22 protein-coding genes are annotated in these 19,023 nt (G+C 37.9%); 19 read left to right on the plus strand and 3 right to left on the minus strand.

Translation table 11 applies throughout. From position 1 onward, the window contains the following. Positions 1-26 precede the first annotated feature (26 nt). From AC0C45_RS16760 to AC0C45_RS16820, 13 genes are all read left to right on the plus strand, one after another. Positions 27-659, plus strand: coding sequence for an HlyD family secretion protein (locus tag AC0C45_RS16760; protein WP_047931475.1), 633 nt, complete (start codon positions 27-29; stop codon positions 657-659). A 152-nt stretch (positions 660-811) separates the two neighbouring features. Further along, complete coding sequence (locus AC0C45_RS16765) at positions 812-2,206, plus strand: MATE family efflux transporter (RefSeq protein ID WP_034651412.1); 1,395 nt, start codon at positions 812-814, stop codon at positions 2,204-2,206. 337 nt (positions 2,207-2,543) lie between these two features. Beyond that, positions 2,544-2,975 (plus strand): YwqH-like family protein, encoded by a 432-nt coding sequence (locus AC0C45_RS16770; protein ID WP_034651415.1) that lies wholly within the window; start codon positions 2,544-2,546, stop codon positions 2,973-2,975. Beyond that, positions 2,972-3,229, plus strand: a complete 258-nt coding sequence (locus AC0C45_RS16775; protein ID WP_045291795.1) for a YwqI/YxiC family protein — start codon at positions 2,972-2,974, stop codon at positions 3,227-3,229. Before AC0C45_RS16770 ends, AC0C45_RS16775 begins: the two co-directional genes overlap by 4 nt. Before the next feature lie 18 nt (positions 3,230-3,247). Then, positions 3,248-5,242 carry a ribonuclease YeeF family protein gene (locus AC0C45_RS16780; protein WP_047931477.1) on the plus strand — a complete coding sequence of 665 codons (1,995 nt, stop codon included), beginning with the start codon at positions 3,248-3,250 and terminating at the stop codon, positions 5,240-5,242. 16 nt (positions 5,243-5,258) lie between these two features. Beyond that, positions 5,259-5,972 (plus strand): hypothetical protein, encoded by a 714-nt coding sequence (locus tag AC0C45_RS16785; RefSeq protein ID WP_047931478.1) that lies wholly within the window; start codon positions 5,259-5,261, stop codon positions 5,970-5,972. A gap of 70 nt (positions 5,973-6,042) precedes the next feature. After that, positions 6,043-6,195 carry an immunity protein YezG family protein gene (locus tag AC0C45_RS16790; RefSeq protein ID WP_137738957.1) on the plus strand — a complete coding sequence of 51 codons (153 nt, stop codon included), beginning with the start codon at positions 6,043-6,045 and terminating at the stop codon, positions 6,193-6,195. A 306-nt stretch (positions 6,196-6,501) separates the two neighbouring features. Next, on the plus strand, positions 6,502-7,602 hold the full coding sequence (locus AC0C45_RS16795; protein ID WP_412762263.1) for an HNH endonuclease: 1,101 nt from the start codon (positions 6,502-6,504) through the stop codon (positions 7,600-7,602). Between the two features lie 5 nt (positions 7,603-7,607). Next, complete coding sequence (locus tag AC0C45_RS16800; protein ID WP_047931480.1) at positions 7,608-8,093, plus strand: DUF6985 domain-containing protein; 486 nt, start codon at positions 7,608-7,610, stop codon at positions 8,091-8,093. Positions 8,094-8,230: 137 nt separating this feature from the next. Further along, positions 8,231-8,431 carry an immunity protein YezG family protein gene (locus tag AC0C45_RS16805; protein ID WP_053215304.1) on the plus strand — a complete coding sequence of 67 codons (201 nt, stop codon included), beginning with the start codon at positions 8,231-8,233 and terminating at the stop codon, positions 8,429-8,431. A 190-nt stretch (positions 8,432-8,621) separates the two neighbouring features. Next, on the plus strand, positions 8,622-9,140 hold the full coding sequence (locus tag AC0C45_RS16810) for an ankyrin repeat domain-containing protein (RefSeq protein ID WP_047931481.1): 519 nt from the start codon (positions 8,622-8,624) through the stop codon (positions 9,138-9,140). A 185-nt stretch (positions 9,141-9,325) separates the two neighbouring features. After that, the gene (locus AC0C45_RS16815; protein ID WP_171777833.1) at positions 9,326-9,856 is read left to right on the plus strand and encodes an ankyrin repeat domain-containing protein; all 531 of its coding nucleotides are present in this window, start codon (positions 9,326-9,328) and stop codon (positions 9,854-9,856) included. 53 nt (positions 9,857-9,909) lie between these two features. Next, positions 9,910-10,398, plus strand: coding sequence for a hypothetical protein (locus AC0C45_RS16820; protein WP_237892387.1), 489 nt, complete (start codon positions 9,910-9,912; stop codon positions 10,396-10,398). Positions 10,399-10,489: 91 nt separating this feature from the next. Here AC0C45_RS16820 and AC0C45_RS16825 read toward each other — a convergent pair whose 3' ends face one another. Together AC0C45_RS16825 and AC0C45_RS16830 are read right to left on the minus strand one after the other, a co-directional pair. Further along, complete coding sequence (locus AC0C45_RS16825) at positions 10,490-11,884, minus strand: APC family permease (protein ID WP_257062347.1); 1,395 nt, start codon at positions 11,882-11,884, stop codon at positions 10,490-10,492. Positions 11,885-11,925: 41 nt separating this feature from the next. Further along, on the minus strand, positions 11,926-12,696 hold the full coding sequence (locus AC0C45_RS16830; RefSeq protein ID WP_415761965.1) for a carbon-nitrogen hydrolase family protein: 771 nt from the start codon (positions 12,694-12,696) through the stop codon (positions 11,926-11,928). Between the two features lie 242 nt (positions 12,697-12,938). Between AC0C45_RS16830 and AC0C45_RS16835 the strand changes: the two genes are divergently transcribed. Together AC0C45_RS16835 and AC0C45_RS16840 are read left to right on the plus strand one after the other, a co-directional pair. Beyond that, entirely contained in the window at positions 12,939-14,198 is a 1,260-nt protein-coding gene (locus AC0C45_RS16835) for a sigma-54 interaction domain-containing protein (RefSeq protein WP_415761963.1), read from the plus strand. Between the two features lie 12 nt (positions 14,199-14,210). Beyond that, positions 14,211-15,005 (plus strand): carbon-nitrogen hydrolase family protein, encoded by a 795-nt coding sequence (locus tag AC0C45_RS16840; RefSeq protein WP_472928313.1) that lies wholly within the window; start codon positions 14,211-14,213, stop codon positions 15,003-15,005. 26 nt (positions 15,006-15,031) lie between these two features. Here the strand turns inward: AC0C45_RS16840 and AC0C45_RS16845 are convergent, their stop codons facing one another. Next, a complete protein-coding gene (locus AC0C45_RS16845) occupies positions 15,032-15,904 on the minus strand; it encodes a glycerophosphodiester phosphodiesterase (protein ID WP_280168511.1) in 873 nt (290 codons plus the stop codon). A gap of 268 nt (positions 15,905-16,172) precedes the next feature. On the opposite strand from AC0C45_RS16845, the gene AC0C45_RS16850 reads away from it, so the two are divergent. The 4 genes from AC0C45_RS16850 (at position 16,173) to AC0C45_RS16865 (ending at position 19,010) form a co-directional block, all read left to right on the plus strand. Further along, positions 16,173-16,892 carry an endonuclease V gene (locus AC0C45_RS16850; protein WP_034651463.1) on the plus strand — a complete coding sequence of 240 codons (720 nt, stop codon included), beginning with the start codon at positions 16,173-16,175 and terminating at the stop codon, positions 16,890-16,892. Positions 16,893-16,986: 94 nt separating this feature from the next. After that, positions 16,987-17,580, plus strand: coding sequence for an undecaprenyl phosphate transporter UptA (uptA, locus tag AC0C45_RS16855; protein WP_013057365.1), 594 nt, complete (start codon positions 16,987-16,989; stop codon positions 17,578-17,580). 135 nt (positions 17,581-17,715) lie between these two features. Next, entirely contained in the window at positions 17,716-18,000 is a 285-nt protein-coding gene (locus tag AC0C45_RS16860) for a DUF3219 family protein (protein ID WP_016764409.1), read from the plus strand. Between the two features lie 14 nt (positions 18,001-18,014). Then, positions 18,015-19,010, plus strand: coding sequence for an LLM class flavin-dependent oxidoreductase (locus AC0C45_RS16865; RefSeq protein WP_415761959.1), 996 nt, complete (start codon positions 18,015-18,017; stop codon positions 19,008-19,010). The last annotated feature ends 13 nt before the right edge of the window (positions 19,011-19,023 follow it).

Raw genomic sequence — 19,023 nt, forward strand, 5'->3', positions numbered from 1 at the left:
ACTAACTATAGAAAGAAGGAATTCCGATGAGTAAAAGTCGTTTATTGGTTACTAACATTGTTGGAATCATTGTGATTTTATTACTAGTAGGCTTTGGTGGATATTATTTCTACGAAAAAGCAAATTACGTTAAAACAGATGAAGCGCAGGTAGAAGCACCGCTTTCGCAAGTCATTGCTTCAGCTAACGGTCAGTTAAGCGAATGGAATGTAAAAGAAGGAGACAGTGTTTCTCAAGGTGATTCTGTTGGAAGCTTAAAAGAAGGCGACAAATCAACAGACGTAACTTCTATGATTGACGGAACAATTATTAAAAACAACGCATCTCAAAATCAATTAGTAAAAGCTGGCGATGTATTAGCACAAACAGCTGATTTATCTAAAATCTATATCAATGCAAACATTAAAGAAACAGACCTAGGTGACTTAGAAGAAGGAGACAGTGTCGACATTACAGTGGACGGAGATTCAGGTAAAGTCTTTAAAGGCCATGTTGAAGCAATCGGCCGCGCAACCAACTCAGTGTCTTCTATGCTTCCTGCTCAAAATACAGGAAACTATACAAAAGTAACGCAAAAAGTACCGGTGAAAATTTCAATTGATGATGCATCAGATAAAGTTCTTCCAGGTATGAACGCAGAAGTGAAAATTTCAATTTAATAGCGAAAAAAGCCGCTTTCTTCAAGGGAGCGGCTTTTTTTATGCCTAAACAAATAAAATAAAAAATGTGCTAAAAAGGGGATGTATACAAAGGAAATGTGTGGTAAGATACTTCTTGTTTGAAATTGGATATCGGTAAAGAAGGTGATGGGATGACCGCGGTCGAAACAAAAAAAGGGCCAAAAGAAAAGCTGAATTTGTTTTTCTTAACGTGGCCGATCTTTTTAGAAGTGTTTCTTTTTATGTTAATGGGGATTGCTGATACCTTTATGCTAAGTGCGCTGTCGGATGATGCCGTATCAGGAGTCGGAGCAGCCAATCAATACCTTCACATTGCGATTTTAGTATTAGAGGTCATTGGTAACGGAGCGGCAATTGTTGTCTCTCAGTATTTAGGATCAAAACGGTATATGGAAGCGTCAAAGATTTCTGCTTTAGCCGTTACGTTAAATTTAGGAGTCGGGCTAGTTATTAGCGCGGGTTTTCTTTTGTTTTCAAGGCATATGATGGAAGCGATGAACTTACAAGGTGACGTGCTGATGTATGCACAAAGCTATTTATCCATCGTCGGAGGAGCTATTTTTCTTCAAGCGATTATTAACTCTCTTGCAGCAATTATTCGCGTACACGGCTTTACGAAGCAGGCGATGTTTGTTTCACTTGGAATGAACATTTTTCATATTGCAGGAAACTATGCTTTAATCTTCGGGAAGTTCGGCTTTCCGGAAATGGGCGTGCAAGGAGCAGCGATTTCATCCGCGTTCAGCCGATTTGTTGCGCTGATTGTGTTCTTTTGGCTGCTGTATCAAGTGATGGAATATAGAGTGAAATTTCAGTACTACATTACGCTTTCAAAAGAATATATCGGCAAAATTTTAAAAATCGGTATTCCGTCGGCTTTTGAACAGGTTATGTATCAAGGCTGTCAAATTGTCTTTTTATACTATGCAACCTACCTAGGAGCAGAATCACTTGCTGCGAGACAGTACGCGATGAATATTTCAATGTTCATTTACTTATTTGCCATTGCAATTGGAATGGGTACAGCGATTATTGTCGGCCGTTTAGTAGGCGGAAACGAAAAAGATGAGGCGTACCATCGCGTATGGAAAAGCGTCAAATGGGCCAGTGCCGTAACGATGATGATGGTTGTTCTTGTGATGACATTCAGAACACAGCTGATCAGCGTGTTTACAGACAATCCGCATATCATTGAGCTTGGGGCGACGGTGCTGCTTCTGAGCATTGTGCTTGAAACGGGAAGAACGATGAACATTGTGCTGATTAACTCGCTGCGGGCAGCGGGAGATGCCAAATATCCGGTGTTAATTGGTGCGATGTCGATGGTCATGATGAGCTTGCCGCTTGGTTATTTCTTCGTTTTCCATTTAGACATGGGGCTCGCTGGCATTTGGCTTGCCATCGCAGCCGATGAATGGACGCGCGCAGTTATTATGTTTTTCCGCTGGAAAAGCCGGGCATGGGAAAACTACGGACTTGTACAGCACGAACAAACAGCTGAAGAACCAACGCCGGTTCAAGTATAAAACAAAACCTCTGCAGAATGTGCAGAGGTTTTTTGCTGTGTAAAAAAACGAAGTGAAGTTGGTCTTTTTACGCAAAAAGCTTTAATTTGTGGAAAAAAACGGGTATGGGTACAAAGGAATGGTTTTATTCTACTTATTCTTTGTTTTAGATAACGGTATATGGTTGGATAACGTATTTAGGCATGAGTCTTTTTTCTCTTATTTTTCATTTTTATCTCAATTCATGAAACTAGAAGCATAAAAAAAGAGAGTTTTTTCCTATTTAGCTATAATGAGACAAATTTTATACTTATAATTATTGGATTAAACTCGAAATGTGCGGAACAGGAGGAACGATATGGGGTTAGGAAGCGTATTAGACGGACTGCTGGGAGAAGTATCTGGAAGAGTCTCAGATGTAGAAGGGAAAATTTCTAAGCTAAGAACAGCTAAAAGTAAAATTGAGCATGAACAAGCTGTTTCATTAAAAGAAATTGAACACATCAAAAAGCCTGAGCTTGGAGACAAATGGACGGGTACGTTATCGGATGATTTTGACGAAAAACGTACGGCAGCCTACGACAACATAAAAGGCATTTTAGACGGTGATTACGATGGATACATTCGTGAAATTGAAACAAAGATATGGGCGCTAGAAGCTGAAAAAGGAGCTTTGAGCGGCTTGAACGCCGCTATTGGAGAAGCGGATTCTTTATTAGCTAAAGGTGAAGAAGCCTACGACGCAGTAGAAAACAAGATTAGTGAAATTAGAAGGGGGCTGTTTTCATGACAATTAAGCTTGATCACGCTGATGTTATCAAAAAGCTTGAAGCAGTCAGCACAGCGATTGGAAATTTATCCATTAGCAAAATGCCTGACCTTGGAAAAAACAGCCTTGATACTACAGAGAAATGGGCAGCGCGCGAAGAAGAAATTCAAACGCTTATTTCTACTTATATAAAAGCACTAAACAAAAACGTAAAAGATACAAAATCTAATGTAGACTTACTAAAAGAACAAGACGAATCTATTATCCATTCGTAGCAGCAAAGGGGGATGACTGTGGGAAAGGTATACGATGCAAAAGCGCTGTTTGATGTAGCAAAAGACAGGGAAAAAGCCTACGATGAGTTACTCAGCCAGCTGGGTGAACTGAAAAAAGCGCTGCAGGGCGTAGCGGACTTAGAAGGCAGCTTAGAAGGAAAAGGCGCTGACAATATAAAATCTTTTTATAAGCAGCACGCCGATACGGCCGGACAGTGGGAAAACTTAATTAAAATGCAAAAAAGCTATTTTTCAACGCTTCACGTTAAAGCTGAAAAAGCAAAGCTATCAGGAAGCACGATTGTAGATGAATCATTTTTAGAAACAGAGCTAAAAAACGCCAACAGCAACGCTAAACAAATGGTTGCTCAGCAGCACGACGATCTCCAGAGTATTTTAAACGGCATTGACGACATCGTCTCTATTTCAGCGTTTTCAACGAGTGAGTTTAACGATAAAATAGAAGAAGCAGAGAAAAAACGCACCGATACAATTGAAGCAGTGAACCAGCTTGACGCTGAATGGTCAAAAGAATACAGCGAAATGGACGACTTCTATGCGGTAGTGGATACGCTAGTAAGCGGCTTAGAGCTTGCTACGAGTCAAGGAGGAAGTGTCTATCAGCTTGTCTTTGACGAAAAAGCCTATCACGACAGCGAGCTGTATAAAGTTCAAACAAAGCTAAACGACTATGCAACTTCATATGTTGACTACAACAAGCAGCAAGAAGAAGTATACGAGCTGGAAAAAAAGCAAGAAGAAGAAGCAAACAAGCCGTGGTATGAAAAAACGTGGGACGCGGTTTCTACCTTTACAGGAGAGGTCAGCGGATATTATGATTATAAACGAGCAGCAGAAGGCGTGGACCCTGTTACGGGTGAAAAACTTTCCACCTCACAGCGCGTCGCAGCGGGAGCCATGGCAGCAGCCGGCTTCATTCCGGTTGTCGGCTGGGTAGGAAGAGCCGCAAAAGGCGGAAAAGCCATCTACAAAACGGCTAAAGGCCTAAGCGCAGCGGATCACGCCTTAGACGCCTACAAATCCGCCAAATCCTTCAAAGTCCTGGAGCAAACCGAAAAAGGTCTCTACGGTCTTGTGGCTGCAAACGGGCTAGGAGAATACATGACCGGACGCGACATGTTCGGGAATAAAATCAGTGAAGAGCAGCGTAAAGCAAGTCTTCTGCAAGCATTAGGAATTGCTGGAGCTGGGGCGCTTTCTACAAAGGTAGCGGGGAAAACAGCGAAAGCAGGCGCTAATGCCGTGGCAAACGGAGCGAAGAAGCTTAGTGATATGCGGAATGTACTTAGCAAACAAGCGACTCAACGTATTATGCCGCCGCTGCAAAGCGCTCAGAAAGCTTATCGTTCTTCTTCGAATTATATCAAAAAGAAAATTAGTCAAGCCGGAGATATTAAGCTGGCTCCTAAGAAGGTCCGAGTAGTAGAAGAACCGCTGACTGGAACGCGTATGCCAGTGGTAGATGAGTGGATTACTGGAAAAGATGTTGGGCGGATGTTTTCGGTTCGGAGTGGTGAAACTGGTGAAACGGCTCGGAGAGTTGAAAGTGAATCGGGAGCACGGTACGGTGATCAAAAAATATCTGATAAACTCTATAGTAGATTAAGAAAAGAAACGCCTACTGATGAGCTTAGAGATATGGTGAATGAAGGGGTGGACTTGCCTATGCCTGACCCTGCGCTACCTGGTCTAGAGATTACCAAGAGATTAGAAGCTGATCACATAGTACCTATGAAGAACATTGCGCGTATGGAAGGTTTTGATAAGTTAACTTATGAGCAGCAAGTAGCTTTGTTAAATTATAGGGATAACTTTATAGGATTAAGTAAAATTGCTAATACTTCTAAAGGGTCAAAAACTTATGAGGAATGGGTAATATATAAAAAAAGAAATATTGAGGTTGATCCAACGTTTAGAAAGAAAATGATGGGAATTGAAAAAGAATTGCAAGTGAAAATACAGGGTTTAATAGATGGATTTTTAAAAGAATAGGGAGTTGACAGGGATAATGCTTCAAGATAAATTAGATTTCTTAAATAAATATACACTAAGTAAGAAACTATCTGTGAGCTTAATAGGACCTAATGACATTGATAATATCCAAAAGGATTTAATTCCTGATGAATGGAGAGGGATTTTTAAAGAGAAAGATAAATCTATTAGGATAAGTGAAATATTAAATGTATGGAAAAGATATGTAAGTAGTGAAATGAGCAATACCATATCTTTCCTGAATGAATTTTTAATTGATGTTGAATTAATGGCTATTGGTAATCGATACTCTATGTTGTATTCGGTGAAAAATTCAAGAGGGAAAATTTTATATTATGAAGGTCGAAACCCTAAAGAATACTTTAACAACGAGCAGCTTCAAGAAGATTGGAGTAAAATCCCGGATAAAATTAGAAGCTTTTATGAAAATGTTCATAATGGATTTTACTATTATCCAAGTAAGTCAATGGGGTTAGAGTCACTAGAAGATGTTACGTATCTAGATGATTATGAATGGGAGATTGTGGATGAAATTGGAGAACATAATTTGAGAATTGATTTCACATCTTCTTATGGATTTTTCAGCAATGGAATGGGAACTTATGTAGTAGTTGACTATAAAAACAGTCTGAATGACAATGCTACTTTGTGGTCTTCAAAAGAAGAACCAGAATATAACTTAAATTTTTGGGATGTAGTGGATGAATGGATGGTTATAGGATTTGAATAAATTAATAGAACGTAGATAAAGAAAGTATAATCTACGTTTTATTTCTAAAACATTATTAAAAACCGATTAGATAAAAGATAAGCTTTTTGATTCTAATGAACAGCTTAGAGAAATTCCTAAAGAAAATAACCAAGAACTAGAGTATTCTTTTACGCTAATGTTTAACCAAACTAGAAAATTCTTTATACAATTTGATTGCACGGATTGGTCTAATGCAAATTAGGGCTCCATAGCGCATGAAAAGATGAGAGAGTATAGATATTTAGATGAAGTACCAATAGATGAAAAACCTAAGAGCTTAATAGAACAATATTTAAAAGAGTATCCCAGTAATCCTATTTAAATAATTATTAAAGTTATAAGTAAACACACTGTATTTTGTGAAAATCAGTGTGTTTTTATATTATACAGCAACTAAGACTTTAATTTAAGCCTTTCTCACTGGTGTAAAACTCTTCAAATCTCACCTTACTGTAGCAGCCGCCTTGATAAGGAATAAGGAAGAGCTGCAAACGGACTAGGCGAATACATGACCGGACGCGACATGTTCGGGAATAAAATCAGTGAAGAGCAGCGTAAAGCAAGCCTTCTGCAAGCATTAGGAATTGCTGGAGCTGGGGCGCTTTCTACGAAGGTAGCGGGGAAAATGGGACAAAGCCTTGCGACCAAAGGAACCGAAAAGCTCAACAACATGCGCAATACGCTTCGCACAAGCGCTGTTGCCAACGTCACAAAGCAAGCCTACCAAAGCGTCAAAAGCGCACCGGCCTCTTGGACACAGTCGCTACATAAAACGTATAACAACATCCTAGACAGCAGTATGCCAAGACTCGGGCCAGAACTAGCACCAGCAGGTCCGGCATTTGCCCAGCAGACTGTGAGGGAGACCTTGCAGAATGTGAAGCAACAGACGATGCAGATGGTAACGAAGGTGAAATATGATCCAGTTCATAATCGCTATCGCGGAGCTGGCGGAAGATTTATGTCCAAGCGTGATGTGGAGAAGTTGGGTGATTCGGTTAAGGTAGAGACGGTTCGGAGGGTTGATAAGCCTGTAAAAGTAGAGCGTCCAATTCAAAAGGTCGATGAACCTGTAAAAGTAGAACATGTGAGTGAACGTCCGATTCAAAAGGATACTAAAGGGCAGATAGGTTATACAAGAGGTTTTGATGTAGAGCCTAAATATAGTTCTTATGAACAAAGGGTAAAAATTACTCCCGTTAATAAAGGTGAATGGAGTAACGGACGAGCAGAATCGGTATTCATCTCCGATAAAACCGGTGAAATTCAACAATACCTTGATGAAGCTGGTGTTGATGGAGTTGAGTACAAAAACGGAATGCCAGATTTTTCTCCATTTTCAAAAGGTGAAATAAAATTGGGAAATATGACCAATGATAGAAAATTAAATTTTTCAACTGCCGATGAGGAATTGGCTAAAAAATGGAGTACGCCAGAACAAAAATGGACAGCAGAAGATATAGCTGATTGGCGAGAAGATAATAGATATACTTGGCATGAACTCAATGACTTGGAAACAATACAATTGGTACCAAGTAAAATTAATAGTGTTTTTAAACATTTTGGTGGAGTTGGCGAATATAATATAAAAGTTAAGTTAGGAGAGTAATTAGGATGACAATAATTAATGATGATTTATTTGGAAAGCTTGAATATAAAAACAACTTCTGGAGAGGAAAAACGACTATTAGAATGTTTGATGTGGAACAAGAAATACTTTTAAGTGTTGATTCAGATGAAAATGCTGACTTTTCAAATGTGCAGAGAGAAGCATTTCTTAACTTTATTCAAGATATGAAAAACATAACGAATGAGGCGGAAAAGCAAGTATATGATTACTATAGTGAAAATTATGAAGAGTATAGAGAAATGTTAGGTAATAAATCAGAAGCAGACCATTTAGCTCCAAGAATTAATTCTCTTTCAGATTTAAAGAGATTAGTGAAGCCAACTGAATTGATTGTAAGAAGAATAAGGAAGAATGGGAAAAGAAGATTAGGTTTGCTTTGTGATGTTTCTTGGGACATTGAAGATGGATTAGGAATAAAGATAGAAAATGAAATTGTAGAAGAAGTAGGTTATCAAGATATTGTACTATAACTCATCAAATTTAATTTAAGATTGACCTTGAATAGCTAACAGCTTATTCGAGGTCTTTTTTTGGAAGTTAATAGGTGAAAGTAAGATGAAAAAGATAATAAACAATTTATATCATCAACAATATAAAAAATGATTGTATGAAATTCACAAAAGAAAATAATGAAGAAGATAAGCTTTTTGATCTTAGTGAAAAGATTAGAGAAATCTTTAAAGAAAATAACCAAGAACTATGGTATTCTTTTGCGCTAATGTTAGACCAAACAGGGAAGTTCTCTGTATTATTTGATTATACAGATTATGGACTTGTAGCAAAGAAAAAGATTTGGAAGTACAATTAAATGAAGTACCAACAACCAACAGATGAAAAAGGTAAGAGTTTAATAGAGCACTATTTAAAAGAGTATCCACATAATCCTATTTAAATTATTAGATGAATTCTGGAAGGGATTTCAGAGAACTAAAGGGATCTCTCTGATACTATGAACTGATGAAGAAACCGTATGAACAAAAATATCTTAGGAGGTTTCTATGGATAATAAGGAAAAAGCAGTTAAAACCTATGATTTCATTAAGAATGGTGATACAGAACAAGCAAAAGAGATTCTGATTACAGATAAAACGCTGCTTGAGTTTATAACTCCTTTTGGAACGTGGCTACACGTGGCTGCTAGAGCTGGTAGTCTTGACATGGTAAAGTTCCTAGTTGAATACGGGATGGATATTAACACAAATGAAGGTGTACCAAAGTCAGCGCCAATTGCACATGCAGCGAGTGTAGGTGAATTTAGCATAGTTCAGTACTTATACGATAGAGGTGCAATATTAGATGTAAGCGATTCGAGTAGAAATCCTTTATTTTCAGCGATTTATGGTGGTCATCTTGATATTGTAAAATACCTTGTTCAGAGTGGTATTGATATTACTGTAAAGTATACGGGGGATACGATGAAAGATATGGATGCTTATGAATTTGCGATTGAACGAGGAAAAATAGAAATTGCTGAATATTTAAGGCAGAAGTGGACAGTAAATGGAATTAAAGCTTAATGATATTTATCAAGAGGTGACCGATAATTTAAAGGAAATGATATAAGCGAACTACAAATACGACAGTGATTTTCATTGACCACAACTATTTAAAAGTAAAAACGGTAGAAACAGCTAAATTATTGAGGAAGATGTCTATATTAAAAAACGACAATAATGGGCAACTAAATGAAGGGAGATATGATTTGGAGAAAAACAGCGTTAATAAAGCAATAAGGAATGCAATTAAACGTGGTAACATTAACTCAGTTAAAGAGCTAATAGGTAAGGATAAAGAAATTCTACATACCATGACTCCATTTGGTAGCTGGTTGCACATAGCAGCAAAAAAAGGACAGATGGAAATAGTAGAGTATCTAGTGCATAAAGGAATCGATGTAAATATAAAAGGTGATATATTTGATGCTTCTCCCTTACGAGTGGCAGCGGGTGAGGGGCATGTAGAAATAGTACAGTACTTAATCCAATCTGGAGCAGAACTAGATGTAAGCTTGGCAAAAAGAAATCCTTTATTTTCAGCGATTTATGGTGGCCACAAAGAAATAGTTGAATATCTAGTTAATCAAGGTATAGATATTTCCGTTCAATATACCGGAGAGAATATCGAGGATATGGATGCGTACCGATATGCTAAGGAATTTGGACAAACAGAAATTGCTGATTATTTAAAGCAAAAGCTGAATGAAAAAGTACAAAAGAGAGTGCTTGAAGACTAATTAAATTGTATACAACAGGTTACAAAGCTAATAAAAGCAAGGAGGTCCACCTCATGCTAGAACCTATATATGCTGAAAACGTAATTGTCGGAGTTATACATAAAAAGCAGTTTCAATGGTATGTAACCGATCGAGAGCTATGGTATTTAGATTATGTAAAGTTTGCGCAAGCTTTTGAAAGTCATCTAGCGGTTGACGAATACATTGAACCTGAACGAAAAGGAATTGAGATTCTTAGCAGTGAAAATGCTGAGCTTTTTTTAAAGCGTATACAGTCATATAAAGCAGATGCAGCTACTCTTTTAAAGCTGTTTGAAGATAAAATAGAAAGCGGAGAGGAAGAAGACGTATTAGACTTTATCCCTTCGTTTTTGGTGGACTGTGATCAAAAGGTGTTCTATTCACTGTTTCCTGAGCCGGCTTCATTTGAAGAATATGTTCCAAGTGATTGGAAAGGAACGTATGAAGACTTTACAGCTTTGATTCCAGAAACAGAAAAGTATTGGATAAATAAGGACGGAGAAAGTTTATTTGAGCTGTGAGGAAGGAAAGAAGCGTTGGATAGTTCAGTTCGAGTATTCAAGACCGACATGAGAAAGAGATGCTGTAAATAGCATCCCTTTTTTTAAAAAGTTACAATGTCTTTTCAGCAGCTTTTTGATGTACAAGAGAGGAAGGTTTCGTTATTTCCTCTTCATCGAAATCCATTTCTGGAGGAGAAAGCTTAAATCCTTTTGTAAGAAAAGTTAAGTACACAAGTCCTATGGCAGTCCAGACGCTTCCTAGCACTAAGGCGTGTTTATCAAGATTAATAAAGAGATAGAAATCAAGGGCTGCTCCGATAGCCGGTATAAGAAAGTACAGAAGAAAACGATTCTTTCTTTCATTTTTTAACGTGAAGTAATAGTGAAAAATGACCGATAGATTTACAAAAATAAACGTTAAAAATGCTCCAAAGTTAATAAATGAAGTAGATGTACTTACATCAAGCTTAACGGCCAGTAGTGAAATGCCTCCTATGAATAAAATATTCAATAGGGGTGTGTTTGATTTTCGATGAAGATACCCAAATATCTTAGCGGGAAGTACGCCGTCTCTTCCCATTGCAAATAATAAACGGGCTCCGCTTGTTTGAGCAGATAAGCCAGATGCGAATTGAGCAATAATTAATCCAGCTAGAAAAATAGAGCTAAATAAATTGCCGCCGATCTGTACGGCAATTTCAAATGCTGCTGAATCAATATTTTTAAAAGATGTATAGTCAGGATGAACAAGCTGTAGAAAATAAGAAGCTCCAATAAAAATGATGCCTCCAATTAGTGTAATAAGAAAGATAGCTTTTGGCATTGTTTTTTCAGGATTAATGGTTTCTTCAGATAGAGTTGTAACAGCATCAAATCCTAAAAAAGAATAACAAGCAATGGAAGCGCCAGCGGCTACAAACGAAAATGTAAGATGCTCGTTCAAGAATGGGTTAAAGCTAAAGAGTGCAAAAGGTGATGAGCCTTTTATAAGATATATAATGCTTAGTGAAATAAAAATACCGACTACGAGCAATTGAAAAATCATCATTAATGTATTGACGCTCGCCGCCGCTTTTAAGCCAATTATATTAATAACAGTTGTAATAAAAATAAAGGCTAGTACAAATGTCCAAAGAGGAATGCTAGGAAAAGCTGTATGTAAATAAACGGCTCCGATAAGCCAAATAACCATAGGAAGAAACAGGTAGTCTAGTAAAACAGCCCATCCAATCATAAATCCAACGTATGGATTTATGGATTTTCTTGTATACGTATAAGCAGACCCTGCAATAGGAAAAGCTTTAGTCATTTTACCGTAGCTATAAGCCGTAAATAGCATAGCAGCTAAAGCCACTATATAAGCAGTGGAAACTAGTCCATGGGTGGTTTCAGCCAACAAGCCGTAAATACCAAATACAATCATTGGTGTCATATAAGCAAGGCCAAACAAAACAATATGTGACAACTTCAAAGTTGGAACTGCTTGGTTTCTTTTTGTTTCCATCTTTGCGCCTCCCTTAAAAATTGTTTTTAATCTTCCTATATCTATTTGTACAAATCCGCTCTTCTGTGCATAAGGTAATTAAGCTTCTGATCTTTTGATTCCTCTAAAGAAATAGCTACTGTCGATATTTGTTCCTTGCTACCCATTTTTAGAAGAACTTTTCCTTTACTGTTGACGACTGCGCTATGTCCAAAAAAGAATGTATCTTCTTCAGAGCCAATTCGATTGCATAGAGCAATTGGAAGTTCATTTTCCATAGCACGGCTTTTTAAATACGTTATTTGATAATCTTCGTAAGGGCTCATGTTAGCAAGCGGGATGATGAGTAAATCCGCTCCTTTTATTTTTAAAGTTCGGGCCACTTCAGGGAATTCAAGGTCATAGCAAATCATTAAGCCAATGTTTCCGAATTTGGTTTCGAAAACAGGTAAAGTGTTGCCTGGGCGGAAGATTTCAGCTTCCCTGTCAAAAAGATGTGTTTTTTGATACGTACCAATTACAGTTCCGGTATCATCTATAAGAGCGGATGTAATATGATAGTGCCCGTTAGCTGTTACTTCAGGAAAAGATATAACGGCGTGGATGCTGTAATCCCTGCAGCTTTGTTGTAAAAGCTGTAAGCTTTCACCACTAACGGATTCAGCTAGCTCCTTAATATCATCCCAAATAAAATAACCTGTTAAACAAAGTTCCGGAAAGACAACAAGGTCAGCCTGTTCGCTTACAGCTTGCTTGATACAGTCATTTATTTTTCGAATGTTTTCTTTTTTATTGCCTAGTACAGGACAAAACTGAGCAATTGTAATATTCACTGTAAAATACCTCCTCATAATCGTTTTCACTATAAATACAAGCAAGAAGTGTGCCAACGCATTTTTTCAGTTAATTCTGATTTTTAATCTTTAAAAAGATGAATTTTTTCATTATACTAATAGGGATAAAAAGAAAATAAGTCATATTCTGCTTATATAGTTATTTGGAAAGTTAAGATGATGATTTTTATCATTAATGATGCGATTTTTCATTAGAAACAATCGAAAGGAGGAAATGGATAATGAGGAATTCTTCAACAGATACCTGCGAATCAATAGTAGTCATCATAGATCATGAAGGACGCATTGATACCGTATCTATCAATAATAAACAAACCAGTCACTTATCGTTGTTTCAAGAAAATATGTTATTTGAAGAAGTTCAGTGGAAAAAGGTCTTTACTGCTGCTCCAAGTGGCTCTACTCAGTTATTAAGCACCTATGAGGGAAGAACTTATCTATTTGCCCTCCACCTTGTCCAAGCGAACTCTTACATAAATCAAATCGTGACATTAGCGAATATATCTCAAAGCATGTTTAATCCTTATTCGAATGAAGATCAGCATAAAACCGATGAGTTGATTATGGAATCATCTGCTATGAAACGAATTGCTAAAATCATTGAAACAATTGCTCATGTAGGCTCTACTGTTCTTCTACTAGGTGAATCGGGAGTAGGCAAAAGTCAAATTGCTAAATTTATTCATAGTACTAGTACACGTTCAACGCAGCCTTTTATTCCTGTTAATTGTGGTGCTATTCCAGAGAATTTAATCGAATCAGAGCTATTTGGGTATGAAGAAGGAACTTTTACAGGCGGAAAAAAAGGAGGAAAGGTCGGCTTATTTGAAGCTGCTCATAAAGGAACAATTTTTCTAGATGAAATTGCGGAATTTCCTTTAAACCTACAAGCAAAACTGCTAGGTGTTTTGCAAGAAAACGCGGTGCGAAAAGTAGGAAGTACAGAGGAAAAGAAAGTAGATGTGCGAGTAATTGCTGCAACAAATAAAAATCTACAGGAACTTGTTGAGAAAAAATTATTTCGTGAAGATTTGTTCTATAGGCTTAATGTCGTACCGCTCACGATTCCACCTCTTAGAGAGCGAGAAAAGGACATACATATCTTAATTGATCATTTTCTTTTTAAATATAATACAAAATATCATCTTCGAAAAGAAATTAATGATGAAGTAAAACAAGAGCTTATCCAATATAAATGGCCTGGGAACATAAGGGAATTGGAAAACACGATAGAAAGAATTGTCGTCACAAATATGACTGAAAAAGAAGTGCTAGAAGAAAAAAATATACGTGAAAAAGGTTGGTCATTTTCTCCTAAAGCACCAATGTCTTTGAAAGAAGCTAAAAGACAAGTAGAAAAAGAATTAATTTTAAAAGCTTACGGTGAATACAACAGTACTTACAAAGTAGCAGAAGTATTGCAGGTTGATCAGTCTACTATTTCAAAAAAATTAAAAGTATACAAAAAAGAAGGTTTTTAAAGAGGTGAAGGGATGCGTCAATTAAAAATTGCATTAGCCCAGCTTAGAAGCAATTTGCATGATAAAAATAAAAATTTAAAGAGAGTTTTTGGAACGATGGAAGCGGCTAAAGATCAAGGGGCGGATTTTGTGTTATTCCCTGAATTATTTTTGACTGGTTTTTTGTTAAATGAACAGGTGGAGGAATTAGCTGAATCAGTAGAAGGAGAATTAATCACAAAAGTAAAAAAGTATGCTAAAGAATTACAAATAGGAGTTATTCTTGGTTTTCCGGAAAGACACCACTTTAAAATATATAATTCCGCTGTATTTATTAATAAGAAAGGTGAGATAGTAGGAACTTATCGTAAAATTCACCTTTTTGATCATGAAAATTCATATTTTACTTCTGGAGATAGTATACCGGTCTTTGATACACCTCAAGGAAAGTTTGGAGTGATGATTACATATGATATGGAATTTCCTGAAGTGGCGCGAATTCTAGCATTAAAAGGAGCCGAAGTCGTCTTTGTTCTTTGTGCGAACATGATTCCTTACGAGCATCATCAGCACGTTTATTTGAGGTCAAGAGCTTTAGAAAATCATATTTTTATTGCAGCTGCTAATAAAGTTGGATTAGAAGACGACTATGTCTATTTTGGTGAAAGTGAAGTTATTAATCCTAATGGGCACTGTGTGTTTAAATCTCTTAATAATGAGGATCTTGCGATTGTTGACATAGACCTATCGTCTTCAGCAAGTTCAAAGGAAATTTTGAACTATTTAGATAATCGAAAGTCAAATTTATACAGAAGAGAAGGGCTATAAGAGCTCTTTATTAAAGAAAGCTGCTATTACTTTTTTACACCAATTAAGCGAGCAGTGTGGCTCGCGGAGCTTCTGTGAATGGTTTTCCCTATTTTTGTTGATGTTTGCGCCCAATTTACTTCATCGGGATAATTCGTAATCACTCCGTCACTTTTTGTTTTCCACAAAAATGAAGCGGGAAGCCGCTTGGTTCCAGACCAGGGCGATATTTTCATTCCGGCAGAATGGACTTGGTGGATGAGAGCAGGCGTTAGGATGTCATAGGATGGGTTAAAGTAAGTGGCAAAAGCGGCGAATTGCTGGATTGAGTTTGGGTTTGTATCTCGCTGTGAAGAAGTTAATATGCCTATAGGAACGTTTGGGAGAAGCTCATGCATTTTTTTCATGGATGAAACGTTAAAAGACTGAATGATAACGTGATCGAGCTTTCGCTTGTTGATTTCAATAGCTACTTTTTTTTCAATTCCAGGATAAAGTTCCGGGGCTTTTAACTCTATTAATATACCGATTTTCCCTTGAAATTCATCTAACACTTGTGAAAGAGTTGGAATTTTTTCATTCGCAAAAGAATCCTCTTTCCAGCTTCCTGCATCCAAGCGCTGAAGCTCAGCGTACGTTAACTCTCGAACGCGTCCGCTTCCGTTTGTCGTTCGGTCTACGGTACGGTCGTGCATAATAACGAGTACACCGTCTTTGCTTTGCTGCACGTCAAGTTCAATGTAATCTGCATTCATTTCTAGCGCTTGATGAAAAGCAGCCATTGTATTTTCAGGTGCGTAAGCAGAGGCTCCTCGGTGGGCAATATTCGTAAGTTTTTCTTCCGTGCGTGCAAAAGCAGAAGAGGCAATCGAACAGCATAACAAGGCTACTGCGCTTAGACCAGCTAAATATTTTTTCATCACGTTTCTCTCCTATGCGTTGGTATAGAAATAGCGTAACGAAAAAATGTGATGCTGATATAGAGAAAGTGTGTAGAAAGCGTTGACATTTCGTAAAGAAAAATAGGGATTTTTTCATGGTGATGTTTACAAAAAATGCGTAAATGAATAGAGATTTTAATCAAACGTTAAGGAAACAGCGCTATAATAAAAGGTGTGAAAAAAAGAATAGGAATTTCTTAGAAAATAGTTGTATAATAGGTGAGTCAGTCAATGAAAGGAATGGAACATGGATATTCAGTACATACATACGTTTACGATGCAAACGAAAGAGGAGTGCCGGACGCTTCAGCAAAAGCTAAAAGCACAAATTGATTTAACATCACGGGTCAAAATGACGCATATACATAACTGTGCTGGTGTTGATGTTGCATATTGGGAAGAAAACGGCATATCTTACGGAGCTTGCAGCATTGTAGTGGTTGATTATCAGACGAAAAACGTTGTAGAAAAAGTGCACAGTGTAGGAGAAGTAACCGTTCCTTATCTTCCTGGATTCCTAGCTTTTCGAGAGCTTCCTTTAATTCTTGAAGCAGCTAAAAAACTTCAAATAGAGCCCGACGTGTTTTTATTTGATGGCAATGGATATTTGCACTGCGAGCACATGGGAGTAGCCACACATGCTTCGTTTTTTCTCAATAAACCTACCGTTGGAATTGGGAAAAGCTATTTGAAAATCAAGGGACATGATTACGTTATGCCTGAAGATACAGAGGGCGCTTATGAAGATATTGTGATTGATGGCGAAGTTTATGGTAGAGTAGTAAGGACAGCCAAAGGGGTAAAGCCTATTTTTCTGTCGTGCGGAAACTATATTGATTTGGACATGTCATATCAGCTTATGATGCATTTTATTTCAAAAGAAAGTAAGCTTCCAATTCCAGTCCGCCTAGCGGATCTGCATACGCATGAGCTGCGGAAAAGGTACCGGCAGTCAACAGGGAAGTAAGCTGTTCATAGTGAGTTCATAGTTTTCTTTTATACTGATGGTTGGAATATAGTAGTAGTGTAAAATTATTAAAGAATGAGTAAGGTGATTAAAGGTGAGTTCATTTGTTGCGAGTATTTTGGATTTTTTAACGAGCCTTGGCTATTTAGGTATTGCGCTCGGCTTAATGATTGAAATCATTCCAAGTGAAATTGTACTAGCTTACGGAGGGTATATGATTTCTCAAGGCATGATTAGTTTTCCTGGAGCAGTCATTGCCGGAATTATTGGCGGAACGATTGCACAGTGGTTTTTATATTGGATTGGAGCCTACGGAGGACGTCCGTTTCTTCAAAAATACGGCAAGTACTTATTCATTCATGATAAGCATATTGATCTTGCGGAAAACTGGTTTAATAAATACGGCGCGGGTGTTGTTTTCTCCGCTCGTTTTGTCCCGGTTGTTCGACATGCAATTTCGATTCCTGCAGGTATTGCTAAAATGCCGTTTTGGAAGTTTACGTCTTTAACCGTGTTAGCGATGATTCCTTGGTCGATTTTATTTATTTACTTAGGCGGAAAGCTAGGCGAGAACTGGGCGAACATTGAAGACGTAGCAAGCAAATATACGCTTCCGTTTGTGGTTGCGGCATTTGTTATTATTGTTCTTTATTTCGTATTCAAACGCACGCGTACAAAACGCGTATAAGATTGTTTTTGAACTAAAAGCATGGCAAAAAGCCATGCTTTTTTTTGCATGAGCAAAAAGAAGCTCTTTTATTTGCTCATGACTTCTTCAAGTGCTATTATTTTTCATACGCACTAAAAAAGGAGACGATTTAACGTGGTACAAGAAATTGTATTAAATGATACGCCTATTCAAATTTACAGCTATGAACAAGAAATTGTAAAAGGCAAAATAAAAGTTTCAGTTGATTTTAAAGTAACAAGTGAGGAATATCATGATATTACTACACTTTTATATAAAGGTACTTTTCATGTAAATGTCCCGGAAGAAGATCTCGATTTTCAAGGAACGATTCATCAATACTCTACGTCTTTTACAAATTTATATGAAAAAGGCCAGGTAGGGGATTTTTCATTAAGTTTAATTGAAGTGAACGAATAAGGAGCAGATGCGTGATGAAAGTAAGTATACTCGACCAATCGCCCGTTTCATCCCATCAGACCCCGGCGGAAGCGTTAAAAGCATCGATGCAGCTGGCCAAAGCGGGTGACAAGCTTGGCTATGAGCGCTACTGGATTGCAGAGCATCATGATTTGTCTGGACTTGCCTGCTCGGCTCCTGAAGTGATGCTTGGCTATATAGGCGCACAGACTAATAGAATTCGAATTGGATCGGGAGCGGTGCTGCTGCCTCACTACAAGCCGTATAAAGTAGCTGAAACGTATAACATGCTCGCAACGCTGTTTCCAGGGCGTGTTGATTTAGGGATTGGGCGCGCGCCGGGTGGATCGGCTGAAGCAACAAATGCGCTGTCGGATAATTTTTTACAGCAAGTATTTAAAATGCCTGAACTTGTTAAAGAGCTTCTTCAGTTTTTAGACGATAAATTTCCGGCTGAACATGAATACGCAAAGCTTTCAGCTTCGCCGCTGCCGCCTGTCTCTCCGGAACCTTGGCTGCTTGGCACAAGTAAAAAAAGTGCCGAGCTCGCCGCTAGAAACGGAATAGCCTATACGTTTGGACAGTTTATGAGTGAACAAGACGGTTCAGCTATTATTGATCAGTACAAACAGGCATTTCAGCCAAGACGGACTGGTGATCAGCCCTATGCGATTGTCACTGTATCGGTCATTTGCGCTGAAACAACGGAGCAAGCCCATCGCATCGCAACGAGCTCACTCGTATGGAAAATTCAGCAGGATAAAATGGAAGCAAAAGGTGTGCCTTCTATTGAAGAAGCTGCCAGCTATCCGCTGACAGAAGAAGAAGAGAAAAAAATGAAGAAGATGAAAGAAGCCATGATTATCGGAAACCCGGAAGAAGTACACGTCCGTCTTCAAGAAGTTCAAGCACGCTACGGAGCGGATGAACTCATGCTTGTGACCATTACGAACGATCCGGCTGACCGATTAAAATCATATGAGCTTGTCGCAGAGAAATGCAAAAAATAAGAGCCGAATGTCG

It is taken from the genome of Priestia sp. VA7 (assembly GCF_055710015.1).

What these genes read in the sequence shown, in the direction of transcription:
- AC0C45_RS16760 (WP_047931475.1), top strand. Translation starts at nt 27, where the DNA reads ATGAGTAAAAGTCGTTTATTGGTTACTAACATTGTTGGAATCATTGTG.
- AC0C45_RS16765 (WP_034651412.1), top strand. Translation starts at nt 812, where the DNA reads ATGACCGCGGTCGAAACAAAAAAAGGGCCAAAAGAAAAGCTGAATTTG.
- AC0C45_RS16770 (WP_034651415.1), top strand. Translation starts at nt 2,544, where the DNA reads ATGGGGTTAGGAAGCGTATTAGACGGACTGCTGGGAGAAGTATCTGGA.
- AC0C45_RS16775 (WP_045291795.1), top strand. Translation starts at nt 2,972, where the DNA reads ATGACAATTAAGCTTGATCACGCTGATGTTATCAAAAAGCTTGAAGCA.
- AC0C45_RS16785 (WP_047931478.1), top strand. Translation starts at nt 5,259, where the DNA reads ATGCTTCAAGATAAATTAGATTTCTTAAATAAATATACACTAAGTAAG.
- AC0C45_RS16795 (WP_412762263.1), top strand. Translation starts at nt 6,502, where the DNA reads ATGACCGGACGCGACATGTTCGGGAATAAAATCAGTGAAGAGCAGCGT.
- AC0C45_RS16800 (WP_047931480.1), top strand. Translation starts at nt 7,608, where the DNA reads ATGACAATAATTAATGATGATTTATTTGGAAAGCTTGAATATAAAAAC.
- AC0C45_RS16805 (WP_053215304.1), top strand. Translation starts at nt 8,231, where the DNA reads ATGAAATTCACAAAAGAAAATAATGAAGAAGATAAGCTTTTTGATCTT.
- AC0C45_RS16810 (WP_047931481.1), top strand. Translation starts at nt 8,622, where the DNA reads ATGGATAATAAGGAAAAAGCAGTTAAAACCTATGATTTCATTAAGAAT.
- AC0C45_RS16820 (WP_237892387.1), top strand. Translation starts at nt 9,910, where the DNA reads ATGCTAGAACCTATATATGCTGAAAACGTAATTGTCGGAGTTATACAT.
- AC0C45_RS16825 (WP_257062347.1), bottom strand. Translation starts at nt 11,884, where the DNA reads ATGGAAACAAAAAGAAACCAAGCAGTTCCAACTTTGAAGTTGTCACAT.
- AC0C45_RS16835 (WP_415761963.1), top strand. Translation starts at nt 12,939, where the DNA reads ATGAGGAATTCTTCAACAGATACCTGCGAATCAATAGTAGTCATCATA.
- AC0C45_RS16840 (WP_472928313.1), top strand. Translation starts at nt 14,211, where the DNA reads ATGCGTCAATTAAAAATTGCATTAGCCCAGCTTAGAAGCAATTTGCAT.
- AC0C45_RS16845 (WP_280168511.1), bottom strand. Translation starts at nt 15,904, where the DNA reads ATGAAAAAATATTTAGCTGGTCTAAGCGCAGTAGCCTTGTTATGCTGT.
- AC0C45_RS16850 (WP_034651463.1), top strand. Translation starts at nt 16,173, where the DNA reads ATGGATATTCAGTACATACATACGTTTACGATGCAAACGAAAGAGGAG.
- AC0C45_RS16865 (WP_415761959.1), top strand. Translation starts at nt 18,015, where the DNA reads ATGAAAGTAAGTATACTCGACCAATCGCCCGTTTCATCCCATCAGACC.